Consider the following 24814-nt stretch of genomic DNA (forward strand, 5'->3'; position numbering starts at 1 on the left):
AGTTAAGCCACAGCAATGTGGCTTTTTTCCGTCATTAAGGTCAGAAACTCGCGTTGTGGTAGCGGTTTTGAATAGTAATAACCCTGACCAAAATCACATCCAGCCTGTTTTAATAGCTGATGCTGGGTCGCGGTCTCAACGCCTTCAGCGATGACTTTTAAGCCAAGGCGGTGGGCCATCAAAATAATGGTTTCACACAGGGTTAAATCGTCTGCATTGGTTGCGATGCCATCGACGAAGCGCTTATCAATTTTCACAAAGTGACAATCTAATTGTTTTAGATACGCAAGTGACGAGTAACCCGTGCCAAAGTCATCTAACGCAAATTGAAAACCTTGCTGCTTTAACCGTTCAACTCGTTGTTTAGTGCGGCTATCATTGTGCATCATCATTCCCTCCGTAACTTCTAAAACCACGTGTTCAGGGGGGATCGCAAGCGTCGTGAGTTTGTCACTCCAGCTTGCTAAGGTGCAATTTTTAGCGGCAAATTGGACCGGTGACACATTGATGCTAATTTGTGTTGTGTAGCCTAAGTGCTGTAGTTGCGTCAACGTGTCAACAGACTGCGCAAAGGCTAAATCTCCAATATGATGAATGAGCTGGGTTTCTTCGGCTAACGGAATAAACTCAGCGGGACTCACCATGCCTTGCTCTGGGTGTCGCCAGCGGATCAAGGCCTCGGCTTTGGCGACGCGATTGTCGTCAAGTGACACGATTGGCTGGTAGTGCATTTCAAATTGATTGTTATGCAGTGCAGTGCGAATACCTTTGAGCATTTGCATTCTAGATTCCGCGACTTTGCGTAAGGTATCGTCAAAAATCACATAGCCATTGCGACCTTGTTGCTTTGCTCGATACATTGCTTGATCGGCGGCCTTTAATAGGGCTTCTGCACCATTACCATCTGTTGGTGCGGTGGCAATCCCCATACTTGCCGTGATATGGCACTGCTCATCTTTGATCTCAAAAGGTTGTTTGAGTGCAGATTGGATCTGGGAGGCCAATGCTTTGCATGTTGTTTTGTGTTCATCATCTTCCAACACAAAGACAAACTCATCACCTCCAATGCGGGATAAAAACGCATGCGGAGCTATACTCTTTAAACGTTGTGCGACTAACTTTAATAGTAAGTCGCCGTAATAATGGCCTAAAGTGTCGTTAATATCTTTGAAATTGTCGAGATCGAGTAACAGCACGGCGGTTTGTTGTTGTCCGCTGGCAACCTGCTTTTTTAAGTGCTTTTTAAGTCCTACACGGTTGTGAAGATCGGTTAATTCATCAAAATGTGCTTGTTTCCAGATCAGCGCATCTTTACGCTTAACTTCGGTAATATCGGTGAAGATCGCGACGCGGCGATAGATCTCACGGTTGCTATCATAAACGCTATCAATAGTTAGCCATTCAGTGTAGAGCTCGCCATTTTTCTTACGGTTGACAATCTCACCTTGCCAACGGCCGTGTTCGTTAAGCTGCTGCCACATTAACTCGTAAAAGCTACGGTCGTGTTGACCCGACCCCAACATGGCAGTGGACTTACCTAGCACCTCTGAGCGTGAGTAACCAGTTACACGCGTAAAGGCGAGGTTGACGTCCAAGATAAAGCCATTGGCATCCGTGATGATCATGCACTCACTACTATTGTTGTACACCAATGCTGCAAGGTTTAATGCCTCTTCTTGATGCTTACGTTGGCTAATATCGCGGAAAATCAACAACGCCTGAGGATGGGATTCAATGGCGCACAGGCGACATTCAACCACTTGATTGCTGGTTGGAGAAAACTCGAGTTGCACATAGGTTTTATCGTTTAGCAGAGCAAGTTCTGCTCGGATCCGCTTATAGATATGTTCTGGGAGTAACTCTCTCAGCGTTTGTGCCTTATCGGTATAATCACCATAGCGAGATAAGATCTGAGCCTGCTGATCTAAGCGCACATAGCTATCGGGGAGTGCATTAATCAAGGCTTTTACAACGGCAAGTCTATGATTTGCATTGTCTTCAGCGGCTAGGCGTGTTTGCGCCATATGAGCGAAGCGTTCGGCGATATGCTCAAATTCACTGGGTACTTTGGTTGCATCAAAACGGGGATCTTGCTTGCCCGATTCAAGCTTTGCAATAGCATGCTTGAGTGCACTAAGCGGTTTTAAAAGCTGTTGTTTTAATTGCCAATGGGTTTGCCAAAACAAAATGCATACAAGCACAAAGAAGATCCCTAAAAAGAGCGCAAAACGCTTGTCTATGCTACTCAACTGGGACTCAAAATCGAAACTAAAGTAGATTTGTAACGCTCGGTTGCTGTTATTGAGTGATTGCTTTACATACACCAAGCGATTGCCTTCTGGGGTGTTTAGTAGCGTCGCCTGCGTGCTTAAATTGCTTGGCCAAGAACTGCTAACAGCACGGCCAAGCTCTGTATTTGCTGCTGGATATTGCGCAATGATTTGCGCTTTAGCATCGGCAATCATTACCCGAGTACCAACAGGAAGAGGCAGTTTTGCAAGGGTCTGGCTCCAATGCGTTAAGCCTTTCACCGCAACAAGCATAAATAAAAATTGTTGCTGATCATCGTAAATTGGTAGCGCGAAGTTGACTGTTGCACGTTGCATGCTGCGGTCAATTTGATACTCACCAATACTAAACTGGGCAGTGCGCATTGCGGTTTTAAAGTAACCACGATCGGCGATATTGATCTCGCGTTGATCTGCTTGATGCGTCGTACAAAGTACGTTCCCTTGTGCGTCAACTATGCCAAGGTTAGCTAGGTTGGGGCTGAGCAGCATCGCGTGATAAAGCAGCGGCGGGCACTTACCGTGCTCTACCGTAAGATGATCAATACGGGTCGACAGTTGCTGTAACACTTGTTCTGTATCTGCGAGTTCTACCTGCTGGATCGCCGCAACTTGTTTGGCGTAATGCAGCGCCTGTTGTGACTGTTGTGTTAATGCCTGCTGACGTTGCTCACATAATAGAAATAAAATAATGATCAGACATGGCAAGCACAGTAGAACGAGTAAGCGATAAAATCGAAACTGTATTGAAGATTTCAGAATAATCCCACCTATGGAGCTGATCAGAGAGCGCGAATGATACCGAATCGAGTAGGGACAATCAAGCAAATTTGCATAAATAATTCAGCTGCAAAAGCATCCTTAAGCAAGGGTTAACAAATGGAATTTTTAATTTCTAATTTGAAAGTATGACGTGATTATCTGGCCAAAAAAAATGGCATTTTTTCATCTCTCCACTTTTTTCCACAAAATTCATGATCTTCCACAAATCCCGCGATTTTTCTGGCTTTCAAAGGCGTTAAAGGTACCGACTGAGCTTGACAAAAGTGCTTGTCAAGCCCTAGACTGTTCTTCTGTGGTAAAAAGTGGGTTTTAGTGGATCAAACTGGATCAACCAACTTAGAAATAGGATCACGCATGTTTCGAGGTGCAAGTTCGCTAGCTTTGGATGACAAAGGGCGTTTTGCGGTACCGACTAAGTACCGTCAACCGCTGCTGTCCGAAGATCAGGGAACTGTTATTTGTACTATTGCGATCAACGAACCGTGCTTGTGGCTCTACCCACTCTCCGAATGGCTAGAAATTGAGACCAAACTAAGTCGCATCTCTAATACCAATCCCAGAGTGAGACGTTGGCAGCGGATGTTGCTAGGTCATGCTACAGAATACCAACTAGACAAAAATGGCCGAATTTTACTGGCGCCTTCATTGCGATCCCATGCGCAATTAGGCAAAAAGATCATGCTAGTTGGGTTACTCAATAAATTTGAAATTTGGGACGAAGAACGCTGGTATCAGCAAATGCAGGCAGATACCGAAATTGAACACTCAGGAAACTTTGAGGAAAGCCCTGAACTGGAAAACTTTTCCTTGTAGGGGTAAACAAATTAATGAGCGAAGAGTTTAAGCATATTTCGGTATTAATGACCGAAACCCTAGATGCCCTAGCAATTAACCCTGAAGGTATATATATCGACGGGACATTTGGTCGTGGTGGGCACTCAGGTGAAATCCTCAAAAGATTGTCGACTGGGCGTTTACAAGCCATAGATCAAGATCCTCAAGCAATTAAGGCGGCTGAAAAGTTTGCCGATGATGCGCGTTTCTCTATAGCGCGAAGCCGCTTCTCGCAAATTAAATCTGTCGCGGAACAAGCCGGTATCTTAGGACAGGTTGATGGCATCTTGTTGGACATTGGTGTGTCTTCCCCTCAGCTTGATGATGCAGACCGTGGCTTTAGCTTTATGAAAGATGGGCCACTAGATATGCGTATGGATCCTGATTCAGGTCGCAGCGCTGCACAGTGGCTAGCTGAAGCAGAGCTTGAAGAAATGGTATTCGTGATCAAAAAGTATGGCGAAGAAAAGTTTGCTACTCGTATTGCTCGTAAAGTCATTGAAGTGCGCGAGCACACCGCGATTACTACGACAGCGCAATTAGCACAACTGATTGATGAAGCTGTGCCTGTCAAAGATAAACACAAGCATCCTGCAACACGTACTTTCCAAGCTATTCGTATTTATATTAACAGTGAGTTAGAAGAAATTCAGACTGCATTGCAAGCGTCACTTGAGGTGTTAAAACCTGGTGGTCGGTTAGTGGTGATCTCGTTTCATTCTCTAGAAGATCGCATTGTAAAGCAGTTTATCAAGAAGCAGAGTAAGGGAGAGGCGATACCCAGAGGTCTGCCTTTAACGGATGAACAACTTAAACAAAATCTCACCTTAAAGGCAGTGGGTAAAGCCATTAAGCCTAGCGATGCAGAGATTGCACAAAATCCACGCTCGCGAAGCTCAGTATTAAGAGTGGCGGAGAAGCTCTAATGAATGCAAGTAAGCAACGTCAACCGAATCTATTTGTAGAAATAGGCTATTACATCATTGCGAATAAGTTGACTGCATTCTTGCTACTTACGATTTTGATTTCTGCACTCGCCGTAGTGCAAATTACCCATTTAACTCGCCAGCAATTGATACAGCAGGATGAGTTATTGCAACAGCGCGATGAGCTAGACCTACAATGGCGATATCTCGTTGTGGAAGAAGAGTTTTACTCCCAGCATGCAAGGATTGAAGAGATAGCCAAGATGCAGTTAGAGATGAAACGCCCAACCAGTAAAGATGAACAGGTGATTGTGCTGCCATGAATAAACAAAAGCAAAAAACTCATTCTATTATCACCTGGCGCTTTGCTCTAGTTTGCGGCGTGATGCTCACCGTTTTTATGACGCTGGTTGCACGCGCTGCATTTTTGCAAGTAATTGAGCCTGATAAGGCCATTGAAGAAAATGATAAGCGCACCGTACGGGTTGAGAAACTCAATGTCCAACGAGGCATGATCTTCGACCGTAATGGCAAAGAGCTGGCAGTGAGTGTGCCGGTTGTGAGCGTTTATGCAGATCCCCTTGCCATTGATAAGGCACTTGCCAAAAAAGTGTTACGCAAAGCCCGTAAAGAAGGTGAAGATTATAAAGCGTTAGAGCAAAACGATGCTGAACTGAAAATACGGAAACAAGCTTGGTACGATGATGAGCTCAGGTGGAAAGAACTTGCAGATGTGCTCAGACTTAAACCAGAAAATGTCGATGAACGGCTTAGGGGAGACCCAAGCCGTCGTTTTGTCTATTTGAAGCGCCAAGTGACGGCGGTTGTTGCCAACTATATTCGTCAAATGCGCCTGCCGGGCGTGCACTTGCTTGACGAGTCCAAACGTTTTTACCCAAGCGGCGAAGTAACCGCGCACATGATTGGTGTTACCGATATTGATGGCAAAGGTATTGAAGGCGTCGAGCGTATGTTCGACTCTGCATTAACCGGTACGGCTGGTAAACGCACCATTCGAAAAGATGCGCAAGGTCGTGAAGTACAAGTACTTTCAGAAGAACAGCGTGTCGAGCCAGAAGATGTTTACCTGAGTATTGATTTACGGATCCAAGCCATTGCCTACCGCGCGTTAAAGTCGGCGGTACTGAGCTATAAAGCTACCTCTGGTTCGGCGATAGTTGTTGATGTACACACTGGCGAGATTTTAGCTTTGGTGAATAGCCCAAGCTTTAATCCTAACGACCTAAGTACTGCTGCACCTTATAAACGTCGTAATCGTGCTATGACTGACCTATTTGAACCCGGTTCAACCTTAAAGCCTTTAGCGGTATTGGCTGGTTTAAATTATGGTGCAGTTAAGGCAACAGACACGATAGATACTTATCCGGGCTGGATGAACTTAAGCGGTGGCTTGGTGAAAGACACTCGCAACAATGGTGAGCTGAGCTTAAGAGAGATCCTTAAAATCTCCAGTAACATGGGGGTTGCGAAGATCTCGCAAATGTTACCAAAGGAATACTTTATCAATTTATACCAAGAAGTGGGCTTTGGTGAGCCAACGGGCTCAAACATGATTGGTGAAAGCGCAGGTTTATTTTATCCAAACCGCCGTTGGTCTAACTTTGAAATCGCAACACTCTCTTATGGTTATGCGGTATCAGTAAGTACCGCACAAATGGCGAGACTTTACGCCATGTTTGGAGCCGGTGGTATCTTGCGACCACTCACAATTGTGAAGCAAGATGAAATTCCTGAAGGTAAGCGTATTTTTAGCGAGCAAGATACACATGCCGTGGTAGAGATGATGGAGTCAGTATTTGAACGTGGTGGTACAGCCCACAACGTAAAAGTTGATGGATACCGTGCCGCTGGTAAAACAGGTACTTCAGAAAAAGCCGTGGCGGGTGGTTATGGTGATGAGTACGTTGGTTACTTTGCGGGCGTTGCACCGGTAAGTGACCCAAGGCTTGCGGTTGTGGTGATGGTTAATGAACCGGCGGGAGATGTTTACTATGGCGGTCAAACCGCAGGGCCTGCTTTTGCTGAAATCATGTCTAATGCACTGAGAATTTTAAATGTAGCGCCTGATAAAGAGCGCGTAGCTTATATTTCGGGAGCAGATAACGATGCGTGATCTGGCTCTGGTACTCAGTGATTATGGTGTCAATATTGCCGCTGTTGAGGTTGAGCATCTACGCATAGACAGTCGAGCGATTGAGCCGGGTGATTGTTTTGTTGCACTGCAAGGTCATGCCCAAGATGGTGCTAAATATGCCGCTAGTGCCGTTGCGCAAGGCGCTAAATGTGTGCTTGCAGAAACGGGAAGCGAGCTTAATATTGCCTCAGAGCAAGCGATTTTTATCGATAATCTTGCCGATAAGTTGGCGGCAATTGCAGCGCAGTTTTATGCATACCCGAGTAAAAAGCTCAAACTCACAGGCGTTACTGGCACCAACGGTAAATCTACCACGACAGCGATGATTGCCAATTTAGCTAGCCTAACCGGTAGTGCTGGTGCTGTGATAGGTACGCTTGGTTATGGTCAACCAGACAGCCTTATTCCGCTGGCAAACACCACGCCGTCAAACGTAGATTTACAACGTATTTTGGCGTTTTTACAGCAACAATATGATCAAGTCGCGATGGAAGTCTCTTCCCATGGTTTGGTGCAAGGTCGAGTTGATGAGTGCGACTTTGATGTGGCTGTTTTCACCAATTTGACGCGCGATCACTTAGATTATCACGGTGATATGCAAAGCTATGCAGAAGCCAAGAAACTACTATTTACTCGCTGTGCGCCAACTCACAAAGTCATCAATATTGACGATGAAGTGGGGGCTAGTTGGGCTGCTGAATTCAATGACGACACCGTGGTTGTTTACGGTCGCTGGAGTGAAGCGCATAGCTACCAACAATACGTATTCTTTGATGCCGTGTCGGCACACCCAAACGGTTTAACAGCGACATTAAAAACCAGCTGGGGTGAATGTGAAGTCAATGTGCCACTGTATGGTGAGTTTAATCTTTATAATTTAGCTGCTGCGATTGCGACTTTACTATTGCAAGGTGCAAGTCTTGATGCATTAAGCGAAGCTTGCAGCCAGCTCGCGCCAGTTGCAGGCCGCATGCAGCCATTTAGTGCCCCTGAAAAGCCTACCTGTATTGTTGATTATGCCCATACCCCAGACGCTTTGGCACTTGCACTACAAGCCTTGCGAGCACATGTACCGGGTAATCTTATCTGTGTGTTTGGTTGCGGTGGTGATAGAGATAAAGGTAAGCGTCCTGAAATGGCGCGAGCTGCGGAGAAATATGCAGATAAACTGGTGATCACCAGCGATAATCCACGAAGTGAAGATCCTAATTTAATCATTGATGACGTTAAGGCAGGACTCATCCACCCTGAGTATGCTGTCTGCCAGCCTGATAGAGGGCTAGCCATTCAACACGCGATAGACCTAGCTGATGAAAACAGTGTGGTGCTAATAGCGGGGAAAGGGCACGAGGATTATCAAATTATAGGTACTGAGCGCATTGATTTTTGTGATAGGCAATGCGTTGCAGCGATTTTACGAGGGGAAAAGGCATGATCAAGATGGATTTTTCTTGGCTTGCAGCAGTCTTAAAAACCCCTTACGACGGGGAGAATTTGGCAGTCGCCAATATTAATACTGATACCAGAACAATACAGTCTGGTGAGGTGTTCTTAGCACTTAAAGGGCCTAACTTTGACGGCCACCGCTTTTTGGATGTGGCCAAAGCGCAAGGTGCTATTGCAGCTATTGTTTCTGAGCACGATGAAGATATCGATTTACCACAGTTTGTTGTTGCAGATACGCGCATTGCTTTAGGCCAAATTGGTCGAGCAGTAATTGAAACCGTTGCCCCTAAAACCATTGCAATTACTGGCAGTGTCGGTAAAACCACAGTGAAAGAAATGTGTGCAGCGATTTTGGCGCAAAAAGGCAAAGTCCTTGTTACTAAAGGTAATTTTAATAACGACATCGGGGTACCGTTGACGCTATTGCGCTTAAGTGAAGATGATGAATACGCGGTGATAGAGCTCGGCGCTAACCACTTGGGTGAAATTGCTTATACCACAGAATTAGTGAGCCCAGACGTGGCGACAGTGTGTAATGTCGCACCAGCCCACATCGAAGGGTTTGGTTCAATTGATGGCGTAGGAAAAGCGAAAGGTGAGATTTTCTCGGGCCTAAAAGCTGACGGTGTCGCAGTCATCAATGCGGATAGTGATTATGCTCAGATGTGGCAGGAAAGCTTAGCTGTTTCTAAAGTGAAACGTTATAGCTTAAATGCTCAGCTTGATATATGGGTGGAAGCAATTGAGTTGGATGAGCTAGCTCGCCCTACCTTCACGCTATGCCAGGGTGAAGAGCGTACCACCATTAGTTTACCGCTTAGTGGCCAGCACAACGTTGGCAATGCGCTGATTGCGGCAGCATTGACAACTGAACTGGGCGCAAGCTTAAGTGAGGTGGCAACGGGTCTTGAACAAATGGCTGAAGTAAAGGGCCGTGTCAACATGATCCAAGTCTCGGATACGCTGCGTGTCGTCGATGACACCTACAATGCAAACGTGAAGTCTGTCAACGCGGCGATTGATTTATTGGCGTCTATGTCTGGCTATAAAGTATTGGCGTTGGGTGATATGGCAGAGCTGGGTGAAGATGCCCGCGAATATCACCGTGAAGTCGGCGAGTATGCTAAGCAGCAAGGCATTGATGAATTGTTTTCATTGGGGGTGCTGAGTAGTAGCGCTAGCAATGTATTTGAAAAGCCAAATCGTCATTTCTCGACTCGCGAGAATTTAATGAAGGCGTTACGGGTTGTATTGGCCGAGCAATCAGGGCAATGCACCGTTATTGTTAAAGGATCACGTAGTGCGCGGATGGAACTGCTCGTTGAAGAATTAGTAAACGCTGGCCAGTCGGATAGCGAGACAGGAGAAGTATCATGTTAGTTTGGCTAGCCGAGTATCTTACCCAATATTATTCTGGGTTTAACGTATTTTCTTACCTTACCCTGAGGGCGATTTTAGGCATTTTAACGGCCTTAATGATTTCGTTGTATTTTGGCCCTAAACTCATCGCTGCATTACAGCGTATGCAGATTGGTCAGACCGTACGTGATGATGGCCCGGAGTCGCATTTATCCAAGTCGGGTACGCCAACCATGGGTGGGCTGTTAATTCTGGCTGCGATCTTTACCAGTACGCTACTGTGGGGCGACCTTAGCAACAAATATGTATGGGTGACGTTATTTGTCATTGGCAGCTTAGGTATTGTTGGGTTCGTGGACGATTACCGTAAAGTGATCAGAAAAGACAGTAAAGGCCTAATTGCACGTTGGAAGTACTTCTGGCAGTCGGTTATTGCGATATCTACGGCGGCATTTTTGTACTTTACGTCCACCAGCGCTGCGGAAACCACGCTAGTCGTGCCATTTTTGAAAGATGTGTTACCACAACTTGGTTTGTTCTATTTGGTCATGAGCTACTTTGTGATTGTGGGTACGTCAAACGCAGTTAATCTAACTGATGGCTTGGATGGTCTTGCCATTGTTCCGACCATTTTGGTTGCCTCAGCACTCGCTATTATTGCTTACGTTACCGGTAATGCGAATTTCTCAAGCTACCTTCATATTCCTCATTTACCACTCACAAGTGAATTGGTTGTGGTATGTACGGCGATTGTTGGCGCAGGTCTTGGTTTCTTATGGTTTAACACTTATCCGGCACAAGTTTTTATGGGCGATGTGGGTTCATTGGCGCTGGGTGGTGCACTCGGGATCATCGCTATTTTAGTACGCCAAGAGTTAGTGCTGATCATTATGGGTGGTGTATTTGTGATGGAGGCATTATCCGTCATTTTACAGGTAGGGTCTTACAAACTCAGAGGTCAGCGGATCTTTAGAATGGCCCCTATTCACCATCATTACGAATTAAAAGGATGGCCAGAGCCGCGCGTGATAGTCCGTTTTTGGATTATCTCGATTATCTTGGTTTTGGCCGGCCTTGCGACGTTGAAGATTAGATAATGACGTATATTGAGCAATTACAGAAAAAGCATGTCACGGTACTGGGACTTGGAGTCACAGGACAGGGGATTGTGCGTTTTCTGCTGTCGCACGGTATTAATCCAAAAGTGGTTGATAGTCGTCCTGTGCCTCCGGGCTCGGACTGGCTAAGTCACAACGCACCTGAATGTGAAGCGGTATTTGGCAATCTTGCTGATGCCGCTTTGGCGCAAACGGATCTGATTATCATTAGCCCAGGGATCCCGTTATTTGAACAGAGCGTTGCCGCAGCCATTGCTGAAGGCGTTGAAGTCATCGGCGATATCGAGCTATTTGCACGCCTCAATACCCGTCCAGTGATTGCCGTTACAGGCTCTAACGGTAAGTCCACCGTTGTTACGCTCGCGACAGAAGTATTGAAAGCCGCTGGCTTAAAAGTTGGGCTTGGCGGCAATATTGGCACCTCTGTGCTGTCGTTGTTAGAGCAGCCGCATGATGTTTATGTGCTAGAGCTGTCTAGTTTTCAGCTTGAAACCACTCATAGCTTGGCGTGTTTGTCGGCAATGATCCTCAATATTACTGAAGATCACATGGATCGCTATCCTGATTTTCAAGCTTATATTGAAGCGAAGCAGCGTATTTACCAGCATGTTGAGCATATTGTCTTTAATGCTGAAGATCATTATACCTTTGCGCAGCATGGGCAAGGCAGCAGTGTATCCCTCACTGAGGGGGATTTTCACTTAATGACCATTGACGGTGAGCCGCATTTCGCACACAAACAAACACCACTGTTACCAGTTAAAACGTTGGCAATGGTAGGGCGACATAATCAATTTAACGCCTTGGCGGTATTGGCGTTATTAGCGCCGATGCAATTGCCTAAGCAGGCATTTGCCAGCGCGTTTGCGAGTTTCACGGGGTTACCTCATCGTTGTCAGTTAGTTGCCGATGTTGCAGGGGTTCGTTACTTCAACGATTCAAAGGCAACGAATGTTGGTTCGACGGTTGCCGCTATTGATTCTTTAGCTTCAGGTCGCAAAAATATTATTTTGATCGTGGGTGGTGATGCGAAAGGGGCAGACCTTTCACCACTCAAGACGCCACTCACTACGCATTGCAAAGCGCTATTTTGTTTCGGGCAAGACGGTGCACAGTTTATGCCACTGCTGCGCAATAGCCATCAGGTCAACAATCTGGAAGAAGCAGTGTTGGCGGCAAAAACGATAGCGACTAATGGCGATATTGTGCTATTAGCACCAGCCTGTGCCAGCATAGATATGTATCCAAACTATATGGCGCGAGGGGATGAGTTCGTCCGTTTAGTGGGGGAACATGCTTGATTAATGTCGCTGATATCAAAGAGGCGCTAACGCCTCGCCAGTCCGAGAGCTTATTTGACGTACCTTTGATGTACTGCATGCTCATGCTTATTGGAGTGGGATTTGTGATGGTGACAAGCGCTTCTATGCCAGTTGCCGAGCGACTATTTGATAATCCTTTTCACTTTACTATTCGCCACGTCATCTTTTTAGTGGGCTCGTTTATTCTCTTTTGGTTTGCGACGAGTGTGCCAATGACTTGGTGGAAACGCAGTAATCCATATTTGCTGCTTTTTGGTTTGGTACTGTTAGTGGCGGTACTCATTATTGGTCGCGAAGTAAATGGTGCAAGGCGCTGGATCCCGCTTGGTCCTTTTGGATTGCAAGTAGCGGAGGCATCTAAGCTATTTTTCTTCAGCTATATTGCCGGCTACTTGGTACGTAAACGCGATGAAGTACAAGAAAACATCAAAGGCTTTGCCAAGCCAATGATTGTGTTTGCGGTGTATGCGTTCTTAATTTTGATGCAGCCGGATTTAGGCACTGTGGTGGTTATGTTTGTGACGACCGTTGGCCTGTTGTTTTTAGCCGGTGCAAGGCTTTGGCAGTTTTTTACTTTAATGCTTACCGGTGTCTCTTTGGTGGTACTGCTTATCATCATTGAGCCATATCGTATGAAGCGTGTCGTGGGCTTTTTAAACCCTTGGGAAGATCCATTTGGTGCCGGTTATCAATTGGTACAATCCCTAATGGCATACGGCCAAGGTGGCTGGTTTGGCCAAGGCCTGGGTAATAGCATACAAAAGCTACAGTATTTGCCGGAAGCACATAATGACTTTATTTTTGCTGTAATAGCGGAAGAGCTAGGCTTTATTGGCGTATTTAGCATTATTATTGTACTCGGTGTATTGGTTACTCGAGCGCTTTTTATCGGGCAAAAAGCCCTTAAAGCAGGCAAAGAATACGAAGGGTATTTTGCCTTGGGCATTGGTATTTGGTTTGCCTTTCAGGCAGTCGTTAATATTGGTGCGAGCGCCGGCATTTTACCTACTAAAGGCTTAACACTGCCATTTGTTTCTTACGGTGGGTCGAGTCTTTGGGTGATGACAATTGCGGCAGGTATTTTACAGCGCATAGACTTTGAGACAAAAATGTCGACAAGACAGGCAACATCCCGTGGAGGTAGACGATGACTAAACGTCTTCTAGTGGTCGCGGGCGGTACAGGTGGACATATTTTTCCAGGTATTGCAGTGGCACAATTTTTACAAGCGCAGGCTTGGCAAGTGAGCTGGGTTGGCACTGCGGACAGAATGGAAGCCGATGTGGTGCCGCGTTACGGTTTTGAAATTGATTTTATTGCCATGAAAGGCGTCCGAGGTAACGGGGTCAAACGATTACTAACCGCACCATTTATGGTTTTAAAAGCGGTACTTGCAGCAAAGCGTATTTTACAACAGCGTAAACCTGATGTGGTGTTAGCCATGGGCGGTTATGTAACTGGCCCTGTAGGTGTTGCTGCGAAACTGCTTGGGATCCCTTTGGTGATCCATGAGCAAAATGCGGTTGCGGGTATGAGCAATAAGTTGCTGGCGAAAATTGCAAGTCGCGTATTGGCGGGTTTTCCCGGCGCATTCAGTGAAAAGCTCGCTCAGGTTGTGGGGAATCCGGTACGTGCAAGCGTTGCCGAGATTAGCGATAAACCCGTTTCAGTGCCGTTAAATCTATTAATTGTCGGTGGTTCATTGGGAGCAAAGGCACTGAATGAAACAGTGCCAGAAGGACTCAAGTTACTAAAGCAACAGGTGGCCAGTATCGCATTAAATATTCGTCATCAAAGCGGTAAACATAACCAAGACGATACACAACAACGATATGAAAGTGCGGGCATTAATGCTGAGGTCAGCGAGTTCATTCATGATATGGACGCCGCATACGCTTGGGCTGATCTGGTTATTTGCCGCGCAGGTGCGTTGACCGTAAGTGAGATAGCCGCAGCTGGGAAAACGGCGATTTTTGTGCCTTTCCCACATGCAGTTGACGATCACCAGACGGCTAACGCGCAATTTTTAGTGTCTGCTGGGGCTGCTTTTATATTGCAGCAAACAGCACTGACGCCAGAAACGCTAGCAACTACACTGCAGCCACTTGTTATTGAGCCGCAAAAAATTGCGACGATGGCAGCAAAAGCGAGACAATGCGGCAAGTCGGAGGCAACAGCGAAAGTTGCCCAAATTTGTACAGAATTATCGAACTAGGATATTAAATGGAAGCTTCAAGCAGAAGAGCAATGCGACGTATCAACACCATCCACTTTATCGGAATTGGTGGTGCTGGTATGGGTGGGATTGCAGAAGTGCTGGCCTTTGAAGGTTACCGAATTACAGGCTCAGATATCGCCAAAAGTACGATGACAGAGCGATTAACAAATATGGGCGCCGAGATCTTTATCGGCCACCAAGCTGAAAATGTAAAAATGGCCGATGTGGTTGTGGTATCGAGTGCAATCAACGACCAAAACCCAGAGATCCAAGCGGCGAAGGCAAACCGCACGCCAATCGTTCGTCGCGCCGAAATGCTCGCCGAGTTGATGCGCTTTCGTCACGGGATTGCGGTGGCAGGAACACATGGTAAGACCACAACGACGAGCCTGATTGCGAGTATTTTTGCGCGGGCTGAGCTGGATCCAACCTTTATTATTGGTGGTTTGCTCAATAGTGCTGGCAGTAATGCCAAAGTCGGCAGCAGTGAATACCTTATCGCAGAAGCGGACGAGAGTGATGCATCGTTTTTGCATTTGCAGCCGATGGTGTCGGTGGTAACAAATATCGAAGAAGACCACATGGATACTTACGATGGTGACTTCGAAAAAATGAAAGACACCTACATCGAGTTTATCCATAACTTACCATTTTATGGTCTGGCGGTGGTGTGTATCGATTCGCCAGTCGTGAGAGAATTATTACCACGCTTTGCAAGGCCAACAATCACGTATGGTGAGGCTAACGACGCGGATTATCAGTTACTGGACTTCAAGCAAACACAAAGTGAATCACACTTTAAAGTCAGAACCAAAGACGGTGAGCTACTTGAAGTGAGGCTAAATATGCCAGGTAAGTACAATGCATTGAACGCCTTGGCATCTATTGCGGTTGCAAAAGATCACAATATTGAAAACGAAGCGATTTATCAGGCATTAGCCAATTTTGAAGGCGTAGGACGTCGCTTCCAGCATTACGGCTCATTCAATAATGAAGTGGGTGAGGTGATGTTGGTTGATGATTATGGTCACCACCCATCTGAGGTTGCGATGACGATAAAAGCAGCTAAGTCTGGTTGGCCTGATAAGCGTTTGGTTATGATTTATCAGCCACATCGCTATAGTCGAACACGCGATTTATATGAAGATTTCGTAAAAGTGCTTTGCGATGTTGATAAACTACTGCTGTTAGATGTATATAGTGCCGGTGAAGCGCCCATCGTTGGTGCGGATAGTAAAAGTTTGTGCCGTAGTCTCCGTCAACGTGGCGTTGAGCCGATCCATATCAGTGACCATGGTGAATTGGCGAAAGTGTTGGCAAGCACCATGGCAGATGGTGATTTAGTGTTGACGCAAGGGGCCGGCAATATAGGTCAGATCGTGAAGCAGTTAGCCGCTACCGGGCTATCGATAGCGCAGTTAAAACAGAGTGAATTATGAGTAGTCAGTTTGGAAAAGTAGCCGTATTACTTGGCGGTAGTTCAGCAGAGCGAGAGGTGTCACTAAAGTCTGGTAATGCAGTGTTAAATGCCTTCGTCAATCAAGGTGTTGATGCGATTGCTTTTGATCCAGCAGAACGTAACTTATGGCAACTTAAAGACCTAGGTGTGGATCGCGTATTTATTGCACTGCATGGCCGTGGCGGTGAAGATGGTACTATTCAAGGTGCGCTTGAGTTTATGGGGATACCATATACAGGAAGCGGTGTACTTGGTAGTGCGCTTGCAATGGATAAAGTCCGCTGTAAGCATCTGTTTCAGTCTGCCAAATTAAGTACGGCACCTTATGCTGTCGTAAGCAAAGAGACGGGTTTTGATGCTAAGGCGCTGATAGCTGAGTTTGGCAAAGTCATGGTAAAGCCAAGTCACGAAGGCTCAAGCATAGGTATGGCTCAGGCAGACAGCGAAGAAACCCTGACTGCAGCATTAAATAATGCCTTTAAGTTTGACGATCAAGTGCTTGTTGAACAATGGATCACTGGACGTGAGTTTACCGTGTCTATGCTTGGTAAAGAGGCATTGCCTGTTATTGAAATGCGTACGCCTCGTGGTTTTTACGATTATGAAGCGAAATACCAAGTTAATAGTACAGAGTATTATTGTCCGGCGGATATTAGCGCTGCACACACTGAGCAATTACAAGTGATGGCAAAGCACGCTTTTGAATTGGTTGGTGCCACTGGTTGGGGACGTGTTGACGCCATGCAAGATGAGCAAGGTCATTTCTATCTACTCGAGGTAAATACTGTACCTGGTATGACTGAAAAGTCGTTGGTGCCGATGGCAGCAAAAGCAACGGGTGTAAGTTTTGAACAATCAGTTGTTCGCATTTTGGAGCAAACGCTTTAATATGCGAGCATTTTTGGCAGGGTTGAAGCTGATCGGTTCAAGAGTGAACTGGCCCCTTTTTTGGGGACTTAGCTTCTTCTTTGTGGTGATTTTTACATTGGTAAGAGGAACATACTGGGTAAGTGATTGGTTAGTTGCACATCATGATGCGCAAATAAAAACACTCAAAGTGCTCGGTAAACCGCATTATACCAATGAAGATGACATTGTGGCGGCAATTAAAACCGCAGATTTAAATAGTTTTTTTGAGCTTGATGTAAAAGCAGTCCACAAGGCGGTAAAGTCTTTGCCTTGGATTGCGACAGTGTCAGTCAGAAAACAATGGCCGGATACGCTGCAAGTCTATGTAGTGGAACATCAGCCGGTTGCGCATTGGAATAGCGATTCATTACTCAATGATGATGGCGAAGTATTCCAAGCGAGTAGTAACAAATTGCCGCAAGGGCTGCCTGAATTATACGGCCCTGAAGGGAGTGCTGAAGAAGCATGGCAAACATTTAAGCAGTTTAAAGCCTTGTTGGCGGTAAATCAGTTTACGTTGGAAAGTTTAGCGCTTTCGGAACGATTTGCTTGGCAGCTATGGCTGGACAATGGGATCCGCTTAAATTTAGGGCGTGAAGACAAAGCCAAACGAGTACAACGTTTTATCGACGTGTATCCACGTATGGAACGCCCTGAAGGAAAAGTAATCGATGTCATTGATTTACGCTACGACACGGGACTGGCAGTGAGTTGGAAAGAACCTACTGAGCAGCAAGAACAACAAAATAACAAGAGTGAAGCATGACAAAGTCGGCAGAAAGAAACTTAGTGATTGGATTAGATGTTGGCACATCAAAGGTCGTCGCCACAGTTGGGGAGATCACTGTGGACAATCAACTTAGTATTGTCGGTGTCGGACGCCAAGAGTCTCACGGCATGGATAAAGGCGGGGTAAACGATTTAGACCTCGTTTCTGAGTCTATTAAACGCGCTGTAGATGAAGCAGAGCTAATGGCTGATTGCAGAATAAGCTCGGTTTATTTGGGGATCTCAGGCAAACATATTCAGTGTCAAAACGAAAGTGGCGTGGTGGCAATAAACAATGCGGAAGTCACAGACGATGATATTGTCAATGTTATTCACATTGCACGCTCTGTGCCTATGTCTGCCGAACGCAAAATGCTGCACTCATTGCCGCAAGAATATAGCATCGACATGCAAGAGGGGATCAAAAACCCTCTGGGTATGAGTGGCGTAAGGATGGAAGCGAAAGCACATATCATTACGTGTTCGAATGACATGGCAAAGAATATTGAAAAGTGTGTTGAACGCTGTGGTTTACAGGTAGACCAATTAACGTTTAACGCCTTGGCGTCATGTTACTCGGTGTTGACTGAAGACGAAAAAGAGCTTGGTGTTGCGGTATTAGATATCGGTGGTGGCACCATGGATATTGCGATTTATGTGAATGGGGCGCTGCGTCATACTGCCGTGATCCCGGTTGCGGGTAATCAGGTCACTGGCGATATAGCAAAAATATTTAGAACACCTATTTCGCATGCCGAGTCTCTGAAAGTACAATATGCCTTCGCGTCGAGCCAAATGGCATCAAGCGAAGAAACCATCGAAGTACCAAGTGTTGGTGGACGTCCTGCTCGGGTAATGTCTCGTCATACTTTGTCTGAAGTGGTAGAACCAAGATTTAGAGAACTGTTTGAGCTTGCGCAAGAAGAATTGCGTCGCTCAGGTTTTGAAGATCAAATTGCGGCAGGTCTTGTTATCACGGGCGGCAGTGCCAAGATGCAAGGTGCACAAGAAGTCGCAGAAGATATATTCCAAATGCCAGTAAGAATAGGGAAACCAATTGGCATTAAGGGGTTAACAGATTATGTGGATGACCCTGCATATGCAACGGCGGTAGGTTTGTTACAATACGGCCGTTCACTACAATCGATGAATGCACAGAAGTCGAAAGTAGATGCAGAGGGGAGTTGGTGGAACCGTGTTACAAAATGGTTCCAAGGCGAGTTTTAATACTCAAGTCGGAGAGTGAAGATGTTTGATATTATGGAACAGCACAGCGAAGAAGCTGTCATTAAAGTCATCGGTGTCGGTGGCGGCGGCGGTAACGCCGTAGAACACATGGTAAACCAAGAAATTGAAGGCGTACGTTTTATCGTAGCGAATACTGACGCACAAGCGTTACGTCGTTCGTCTGCGGATATTACCGTACAGCTAGGTACTCAGATTACCTCTGGTCTTGGAGCTGGCGCAAATCCAGAAGTGGGCCGCAGCGCAGCAGAAGAAGATCTAGAAACCATCAAGAGCAGCCTTGAAGGCGCAGACATGGTATTTATCGCAGCCGGTATGGGCGGCGGTACAGGTACCGGTGCCGCACCTGTTGTTGCACGCGCAGCAAAAGAACTAGGTATTTTGACTGTGGCTGTAGTAACGCGTCCTTTCGATCTTGAAGGTAAAAAGCGCATGGCTGCGGCTGAGCAAGGCATTGCTGAGTTGTCAGAAATTGTAGATTCACTTATTACAATTCCAAACAACAAATTGCTTAAAGTTCTTGGTAAAGGGACTACACTGCTAGATGCCTTCGCAAAAGCAAATGACGTACTTTATGGTGCGGTACAAGGTATTGCAGAATTGATCACACGTTCAGGTCTAATCAACGTTGACTTTGCGGATGTTAGAACCGTGATGTCAGCAATGGGTACTGCAATGATGGGGACTGCTTCGGCAACAGGTCCTGATCGTGCACAAGAAGCTGCGGAAGCCGCGATTTCTAGCCCGCTTTTAGAAGATGTTGACCTAACTGGCGCGAAAGGTATTTTGGTTAATATCACCGCGGGCATGGACATTACTATCGAAGAGTTTGAGGTCGTTGGTAACCATGTTAAAGCGTTAGCGTCAGAGAATGCGACTGTGGTAGTGGGTGCTGTTATTGATCCTGAAATGAGCGAAGAGCTAAGAGTGACCGTGGTTGCCACCGGCTTAGGTGGTGACCGTCGTCCGCAATTTGGTATTGTAGGCAATGGCTTTAGACAAGCCTCAGGCTCAGATGCGGTAGGTGGAACACAAACTAGCTCACAAACGAGCATGTATGTGCCAAGCTTTACGCAACCACAAACATCAGCGGCAGAACCTGAGCAGCCAGCTGAAGCGCCTGCCCCACAAGTGCAAGAACAGAAGCCACAACAAGCTTCTAGCTCAGCAAGCGCAAAAGGCAACGACAGTAAAGAAAAAGGTGACTACTTCGATATTCCGGCTTTTTTACGTAAGCAGTCAGACTAAAGTTGGTATAAAAAATAAACAGAGATTGGCAGTTTGGTGGAACTATGTTATACTCCGCCGCCTATCTAGAATTTAAGTGGGCGAATATATGATTAAACAACGTACGATTGCACAAGTCGTTAAAGCCACAGGTGTAGGTTTACACAAAGGTGAAAAGGTCACGATCACTCTCCGACCAGCTGGTGTGAATACAGGTGTTGTATTTCGCCGCGTTGATCTAGACCCTGTTGTTGATTTTGAAACAACACCGGAAGCTGTGGGCGACACGCAACTGTGTACGTGTTTAACAAATAAAGACGGCGTTCGCTTGTCTACTACCGAGCATTTGATTGCCGCGGTAGCTGCGCTTGGGATTGATAACCTCATCGTAGAGCTAGACAGCGCCGAAGTGCCTATTATGGATGGCAGTGCATTGCCATTCATCTACTTAATTCAAAAAGGCGGTATTGAAGAGCAAAACGCTGCCAAGCGCTTTATTCGCATCAAAGAAAAAGTGCGTGTTGAAGATGGCGACAAGTGGGCTGAAATTGAGCCTTACGATGGTTTCCACATCGACTTTGAAATCGACTTCAATCACCCCGCGATCAATGCTAGCCGCCAACGTATTGGATTAGACATTACCGCTCAAAGCTTTACTGAAGAGATCAGTCGTGCTCGTACTTTTGGTTTTATGCGTGATATCGAATACATGCATGCAAACAACCTAGCCTTAGGTGGCAGCATGGATAATGCGGTTGTTTTAGACCAGTTTAAAGTATTAAATCCAGATGGCCTGCGCTATGCAGATGAGTTTGTTAAACACAAGATCTTAGACTGTGTGGGTGATATGTTTATGGCAGGTCACAACATTTTAGGTAAGATCTCATGCTATAAATCAGGCCACGGCCTAAACAATATGTTGCTTCGTGAAATCATGGCAACTGAGTCAGCATGGGAGTGGGCAACATTCGAAGAGCCAGTCAGTATGCCAGCGCCAGGAATGGAAGCGGGTATCAATACCGCAACGGCATAAGCCTCTTAGGCTAATACAGTTTGAGAAAAAATGACGCTAAGGCGTCATTTTTTTTGCGTAGTGTTTGCGTGTTTAGCGAGTCTTTCTAGTTTCGCCTTAAGCGACGGTGGAGCGGATTGCGCTAGCGCTAGCAAATGCTCGCCAGTGGCTTGGCTCATACTTCGATTGGCTTGATAGGTCGAAGATTGGGACTCCACCTTGTTGGTAAGACGCTGTTGGGCTTCTGGATTGGTGGTAATTTTAACCAATGCACAGTCATGTAACCCAACTTTTCTAAATGCACTGAGAATATCCATTTTCAAAAAGTTTAACCGAGTAGCAAGCGTTGCTGAAGCCGCTTCTATCGTCAGTGTTCCCTCTTTGTAGTGAGCGACACGGCATTTCTTACTCAGGATAGGGCCTAGAGTGTCTTCCAAACAGCTCTGTAACTGTGCCGCTTGGGCACTTTTTTGGCCATATTGATTGAGCTTATCTGACCACCCACCCATCACTTCATCGAGGGGTTTTGGATTGTAGCGATTTTTAGCCAATGACTTACTTCCCATAGGTTGAAAAATAAAAAATAACCGCCATATCGGGATAATACGGAGTCAAATTACTCCGTACTGGTGGTTTCTCAGTCTTCTAAGTATATCAGAGACAAATTTTTGAGAAATCCAAAAGTACCAACATTTGTTGTCGAAAGCGCTTAGCTCTGTACTCGAATAAATGAGTCGAGTTAGATGCTAACTAAACTTTATCACTTGCAACGGTACGCTTACGCCCAACAGTAAAGATTTCTTGCAATTGAACTTGGTATTATTTACCCAATAAGGTTTGCAGAAACAAAGAGTCTGGTATGATAGGGCATAATTTTAACTCGGCAAGATACAAAATGCTCACTCCTAAATTGGCAAAATGAAAACCGTAATTTAGGAAGGCTTTTGTCGCCAACAGGACAAGCGCGACCCAACCTTAACAACATTGGCTTAGAGAGATGGGTCAGCCAATACACAGAGTGAAACGGTTTAAACATGTTAGCAAATATTTTTACCAAAATTTTTGGTAGTCGTAATGATCGCACCATCAAAAACCTAAGAAAAACAGTCGCTTTAATCAATGCGTTAGAAGAACAATACGGCAAATTAAGCGATGATGAACTAAAAGCAAAAACGGCTGAATTTAAACAGCGTATTGAGCAAGGTTCAACGCTAGATGACTTATTACCAGAGGCGTTCGCTACGGTGCGTGAAGCATCTAAGCGCGTATTTGGAATGCGTCATTTCGATGTGCAAATGATTGGTGGTATGGTGCTTCACCAAGGTCGTATTTCAGAAATGAGAACGGGTGAAGGTAAAACACTAACAGCAACATTGCCTGCGTATTTAAATGCGGTTTCGGGCAAGGGCGTTCACGTTATTACCGTCAACGACTACTTAGCTAAGCGTGATGCTGAGACCAACCGTCCACTCTTTGAATTCCTAGGTCTTACTGTAGGTTGTAACGTACCAGGCATGATGCCACAGCAGAAAAAGCAAGCCTATGCTGCGGATATCACTTACGGCACCAATAACGAGTTCGGCTTCGACTATTTGCGCGATAACATGGCGTTTAGTGTCGATGAACGTGTACAACGTCCACTTAACTATGCGGTTGTGGATGAAGTGGATTCAATCCTAATCGATGAAGCGCGTACACCACTGATCATTTCTGGGCCTGCTGAAGATAGCTCTGAGCTTTATGCCGAAATCAATAAAATTGTTCCTGATCTTGTGCAACAAGAAAAAGAAGATGAAGAAGGCGTGGAAGGCGATGGCGATTTCACCATTGATGAAAAAGGTAAACAAGTTCACCTTACCGAGCGTGGTCAAATCAAAGTTGAGGAATTACTAACTGAACGTGGTTTGATTGAAGAGGGTGACTCGCTTTACTCGGCAGGTAATATTTCACTACTTAGCCATGTTTATGCAGCACTTCGTGCTCACAAGCTCTATCAAAAAGACGTTGATTACGTTGTAAAAGATAATGAAGTTATCATTGTTGACGAGCACACTGGCCGTACGATGGAAGGACGCCGTTGGTCTGAGGGTCTTCACCAAGCCGTTGAAGCGAAAGAAGGGGTTCGTATTCAGAACGAAAACCAAACCTTGGCTTCAATCACATTCCAGAATTACTTCCGTTTGTATAACAAGCTTGCAGGTATGACAGGTACTGCAGACACTGAAGCGTTCGAGTTCCAGTCAATCTATGGCCTAGATACCGTAGTCATCCCAACTAATAAACCTATGGTTCGTGATGACCGTGCAGATCTTGTATATTTGACGCAAGAAGAGAAATTTGAAGCCATTCTTGAAGACATTCGCTCTTGCCAAGAACGTGGTCAGCCTGTGTTGGTGGGTACGGTATCTATCGAAAGTTCTGAGTATCTTTCTCACTTCCTTCGCAAAGAAAAAATTGACCATAACGTACTGAATGCTAAATTCCACGCGCAAGAAGCAGATATTATCGCGGACGCGGGCCTACCGGGCAAAGTGACGATTGCGACGAATATGGCTGGTCGTGGTACGGATATCGTACTGGGTGGCAGCTGGCAGTCGGATGTTGAAAAATTAGAAAACCCGTCAGAAGAGCAAGTAGCAGAAATTAAAGCCGCTTGGAAAGCGCGTCATGATGCAGTACTGGCTTCTGGTGGTTTACACATTATTGGTACAGAGCGTCACGAATCGCGTCGTATCGATAACCAGTTGCGTGGACGTGCAGGTCGCCAAGGTGAAGCAGGTTCAAGCCGCTTCTACCTATCGATGGATGACGCATTGATGCGTATCTTTGCTGGTGAGCGTATGACTAACATGATGCGTAAGCTAGGTATGCAACGTGGTGAAGCCATTGAGCACCCATGGGTTAACCGTGCCATTGAAAACGCACAGCGTAAAGTAGAAGCGCGTAACTTTGATATTCGTAAACAATTACTTGAATACGATGACGTTGCGAACGATCAACGTAAAGTGGTTTACGAACAGCGTAACGAACTACTTGAAGAAGGCGACATCTCAGAGACGATCACGGCTATTCGTGAAGATGTATTGAATGCGACTATTGATCAGTATATTCCACCGCAAAGTCTGGCGGAAATGTGGGACATCCCAGCACTTGAAGAACGCTTGAAAAATGACTTCCATGTTGAGCTTCCGATCGCTAAATGGCTTGAAGAAGACAGCAAGCTATATGAAGAAATGCTACGCGATCGTATCGTAGAGGACGTGGATAAAGCGTACAAGCAAAAAGAAGAGATGGTAGGCCCTGATGTGCTACGTCACTTCGAAAAAGCGGTTATGTTACAAAGCCTAGATCAGCATTGGAAAGATCACTTAGCGGCAATGGATCATCTTCGCCAAGGTATTCATCTACGTGGTTATGCGCAGAAGAATCCGAAGCAAGAATATAAGCGTGAGTCGTTTGAGTTATTCTCACAAATGCTTGAAAACTTGAAGATTGACGTTGTTGGCGTACTAAGTAAAGTGCAGGTTCGTGCTGAGGAAGATGTTGAGAAGGTTGAAGAACAACATCGTAAGAGTGAGCAAGCACCGCGTGAATATCAACACGAAGAAGTTGAGCGCGTGGGCGGCGAAACGCCTGAGGGTGCGGTTGTTGCTGAGCGCACAGAGCCTAAAGTTGGTCGCAATGAGCCATGCCCTTGCCAATCAGGTAAGAAGTTTAAGCAGTGTTGTGGCAAACTAAAATAACA

At 45.8% G+C, this 24814-nt stretch carries 19 protein-coding genes; 17 read left to right on the plus strand and 2 right to left on the minus strand.

The features are described from left to right. Positions 1–2: 2 nt before the first annotated feature. On the minus strand, positions 3–2996 hold the full coding sequence (locus PPIS_RS17645; protein ID WP_010368663.1) for a bifunctional diguanylate cyclase/phosphodiesterase: 2994 nt from the start codon (positions 2994–2996) through the stop codon (positions 3–5). Between the two features lie 429 nt (positions 2997–3425). Between PPIS_RS17645 and mraZ the strand changes: the two genes are divergently transcribed. From mraZ to lpxC, 16 genes are all read left to right on the plus strand, one after another. After that, positions 3426–3884, plus strand: coding sequence for a division/cell wall cluster transcriptional repressor MraZ (gene mraZ / locus PPIS_RS17650; RefSeq protein ID WP_010368661.1), 459 nt, complete (start codon positions 3426–3428; stop codon positions 3882–3884). Between the two features lie 14 nt (positions 3885–3898). Further along, positions 3899–4831: a 16S rRNA (cytosine(1402)-N(4))-methyltransferase RsmH gene (gene rsmH, locus PPIS_RS17655; protein WP_010368659.1), complete on the plus strand. Its 933-nt coding sequence runs from the start codon at positions 3899–3901 to the stop codon at positions 4829–4831. Then, positions 4831–5154, plus strand: coding sequence for a cell division protein FtsL (gene ftsL / locus PPIS_RS17660; protein WP_010368658.1), 324 nt, complete (start codon positions 4831–4833; stop codon positions 5152–5154). The genes rsmH and ftsL overlap by 1 nt, the downstream gene beginning before the upstream one ends. Next, positions 5151–6965: a peptidoglycan glycosyltransferase FtsI gene (locus PPIS_RS17665; protein ID WP_010368655.1), complete on the plus strand. Its 1815-nt coding sequence runs from the start codon at positions 5151–5153 to the stop codon at positions 6963–6965. Before ftsL ends, PPIS_RS17665 begins: the two co-directional genes overlap by 4 nt. After that, positions 6958–8421, plus strand: coding sequence for a UDP-N-acetylmuramoyl-L-alanyl-D-glutamate--2,6-diaminopimelate ligase (gene murE, locus PPIS_RS17670; RefSeq protein WP_010368653.1), 1464 nt, complete (start codon positions 6958–6960; stop codon positions 8419–8421). Before PPIS_RS17665 ends, murE begins: the two co-directional genes overlap by 8 nt. Then, positions 8418–9812, plus strand: coding sequence for a UDP-N-acetylmuramoyl-tripeptide--D-alanyl-D-alanine ligase (locus tag PPIS_RS17675; RefSeq protein WP_010368651.1), 1395 nt, complete (start codon positions 8418–8420; stop codon positions 9810–9812). Before murE ends, PPIS_RS17675 begins: the two co-directional genes overlap by 4 nt. Further along, positions 9806–10888 carry a phospho-N-acetylmuramoyl-pentapeptide-transferase gene (gene mraY, locus PPIS_RS17680; RefSeq protein ID WP_010368649.1) on the plus strand — a complete coding sequence of 361 codons (1083 nt, stop codon included), beginning with the start codon at positions 9806–9808 and terminating at the stop codon, positions 10886–10888. The genes PPIS_RS17675 and mraY overlap by 7 nt, the downstream gene beginning before the upstream one ends. Next, complete coding sequence (gene murD / locus PPIS_RS17685) at positions 10888–12210, plus strand: UDP-N-acetylmuramoyl-L-alanine--D-glutamate ligase (protein ID WP_010368647.1); 1323 nt, start codon at positions 10888–10890, stop codon at positions 12208–12210. Before mraY ends, murD begins: the two co-directional genes overlap by 1 nt. Continuing rightward, complete coding sequence (gene ftsW, locus PPIS_RS17690) at positions 12207–13382, plus strand: cell division protein FtsW (RefSeq protein ID WP_010368646.1); 1176 nt, start codon at positions 12207–12209, stop codon at positions 13380–13382. The genes murD and ftsW overlap by 4 nt, the downstream gene beginning before the upstream one ends. After that, positions 13379–14446, plus strand: a complete 1068-nt coding sequence (gene murG, locus PPIS_RS17695) for an undecaprenyldiphospho-muramoylpentapeptide beta-N-acetylglucosaminyltransferase (protein ID WP_010368645.1) — start codon at positions 13379–13381, stop codon at positions 14444–14446. The genes ftsW and murG overlap by 4 nt, the downstream gene beginning before the upstream one ends. A gap of 8 nt (positions 14447–14454) precedes the next feature. Continuing rightward, the gene (gene murC, locus PPIS_RS17700) at positions 14455–15888 is read left to right on the plus strand and encodes a UDP-N-acetylmuramate--L-alanine ligase (RefSeq protein WP_010368644.1); all 1434 of its coding nucleotides are present in this window, start codon (positions 14455–14457) and stop codon (positions 15886–15888) included. Next, entirely contained in the window at positions 15885–16796 is a 912-nt protein-coding gene (locus tag PPIS_RS17705) for a D-alanine--D-alanine ligase (RefSeq protein WP_010368643.1), read from the plus strand. The genes murC and PPIS_RS17705 overlap by 4 nt, the downstream gene beginning before the upstream one ends. 1 nt (position 16797) lies before the next feature. Further along, on the plus strand, positions 16798–17583 hold the full coding sequence (locus PPIS_RS17710; protein ID WP_010368642.1) for a cell division protein FtsQ/DivIB: 786 nt from the start codon (positions 16798–16800) through the stop codon (positions 17581–17583). Then, the gene (gene ftsA, locus PPIS_RS17715; protein ID WP_010368641.1) at positions 17580–18812 is read left to right on the plus strand and encodes a cell division protein FtsA; all 1233 of its coding nucleotides are present in this window, start codon (positions 17580–17582) and stop codon (positions 18810–18812) included. The genes PPIS_RS17710 and ftsA overlap by 4 nt, the downstream gene beginning before the upstream one ends. Before the next feature lie 21 nt (positions 18813–18833). Next, entirely contained in the window at positions 18834–20078 is a 1245-nt protein-coding gene (ftsZ, locus tag PPIS_RS17720; protein WP_010368640.1) for a cell division protein FtsZ, read from the plus strand. An 88-nt stretch (positions 20079–20166) separates the two neighbouring features. Beyond that, on the plus strand, positions 20167–21090 hold the full coding sequence (gene lpxC / locus PPIS_RS17725) for a UDP-3-O-acyl-N-acetylglucosamine deacetylase (RefSeq protein WP_010368639.1): 924 nt from the start codon (positions 20167–20169) through the stop codon (positions 21088–21090). 44 nt (positions 21091–21134) lie between these two features. Here lpxC and PPIS_RS17730 read toward each other — a convergent pair whose 3' ends face one another. Continuing rightward, positions 21135–21620, minus strand: a complete 486-nt coding sequence (locus PPIS_RS17730) for a DUF721 domain-containing protein (RefSeq protein WP_010368638.1) — start codon at positions 21618–21620, stop codon at positions 21135–21137. Between the two features lie 483 nt (positions 21621–22103). Here PPIS_RS17730 and secA point away from each other — a divergent pair, with 483 nt between their 5' ends. Continuing rightward, positions 22104–24812 carry a preprotein translocase subunit SecA gene (secA, locus tag PPIS_RS17735; RefSeq protein WP_010368637.1) on the plus strand — a complete coding sequence of 903 codons (2709 nt, stop codon included), beginning with the start codon at positions 22104–22106 and terminating at the stop codon, positions 24810–24812. The last annotated feature ends 2 nt before the right edge of the window (positions 24813–24814 follow it).

It is taken from the genome of Pseudoalteromonas piscicida (genome assembly GCF_000238315.3).
GTDB classification, from domain to species: Bacteria; Pseudomonadota; Gammaproteobacteria; order Enterobacterales; family Alteromonadaceae; genus Pseudoalteromonas; species Pseudoalteromonas piscicida.

Coding starts and splice junctions, on each gene's coding strand:
- mraZ (WP_010368661.1), top strand. CDS start 3,426: ATGTTTCGAGGTGCAAGTTCGCTAGCTTTGGATGACAAAGGGCGTTTT.
- rsmH (WP_010368659.1), top strand. CDS start 3,899: ATGAGCGAAGAGTTTAAGCATATTTCGGTATTAATGACCGAAACCCTA.
- ftsL (WP_010368658.1), top strand. CDS start 4,831: ATGAATGCAAGTAAGCAACGTCAACCGAATCTATTTGTAGAAATAGGC.
- PPIS_RS17665 (WP_010368655.1), top strand. CDS start 5,151: ATGAATAAACAAAAGCAAAAAACTCATTCTATTATCACCTGGCGCTTT.
- murE (WP_010368653.1), top strand. CDS start 6,958: ATGCGTGATCTGGCTCTGGTACTCAGTGATTATGGTGTCAATATTGCC.
- PPIS_RS17675 (WP_010368651.1), top strand. CDS start 8,418: ATGATCAAGATGGATTTTTCTTGGCTTGCAGCAGTCTTAAAAACCCCT.
- mraY (WP_010368649.1), top strand. CDS start 9,806: ATGTTAGTTTGGCTAGCCGAGTATCTTACCCAATATTATTCTGGGTTT.
- murD (WP_010368647.1), top strand. CDS start 10,888: ATGACGTATATTGAGCAATTACAGAAAAAGCATGTCACGGTACTGGGA.
- murG (WP_010368645.1), top strand. CDS start 13,379: ATGACTAAACGTCTTCTAGTGGTCGCGGGCGGTACAGGTGGACATATT.
- murC (WP_010368644.1), top strand. CDS start 14,455: ATGGAAGCTTCAAGCAGAAGAGCAATGCGACGTATCAACACCATCCAC.
- PPIS_RS17705 (WP_010368643.1), top strand. CDS start 15,885: ATGAGTAGTCAGTTTGGAAAAGTAGCCGTATTACTTGGCGGTAGTTCA.
- PPIS_RS17710 (WP_010368642.1), top strand. CDS start 16,798: ATGCGAGCATTTTTGGCAGGGTTGAAGCTGATCGGTTCAAGAGTGAAC.
- ftsA (WP_010368641.1), top strand. CDS start 17,580: ATGACAAAGTCGGCAGAAAGAAACTTAGTGATTGGATTAGATGTTGGC.
- ftsZ (WP_010368640.1), top strand. CDS start 18,834: ATGTTTGATATTATGGAACAGCACAGCGAAGAAGCTGTCATTAAAGTC.
- lpxC (WP_010368639.1), top strand. CDS start 20,167: ATGATTAAACAACGTACGATTGCACAAGTCGTTAAAGCCACAGGTGTA.
- secA (WP_010368637.1), top strand. CDS start 22,104: ATGTTAGCAAATATTTTTACCAAAATTTTTGGTAGTCGTAATGATCGC.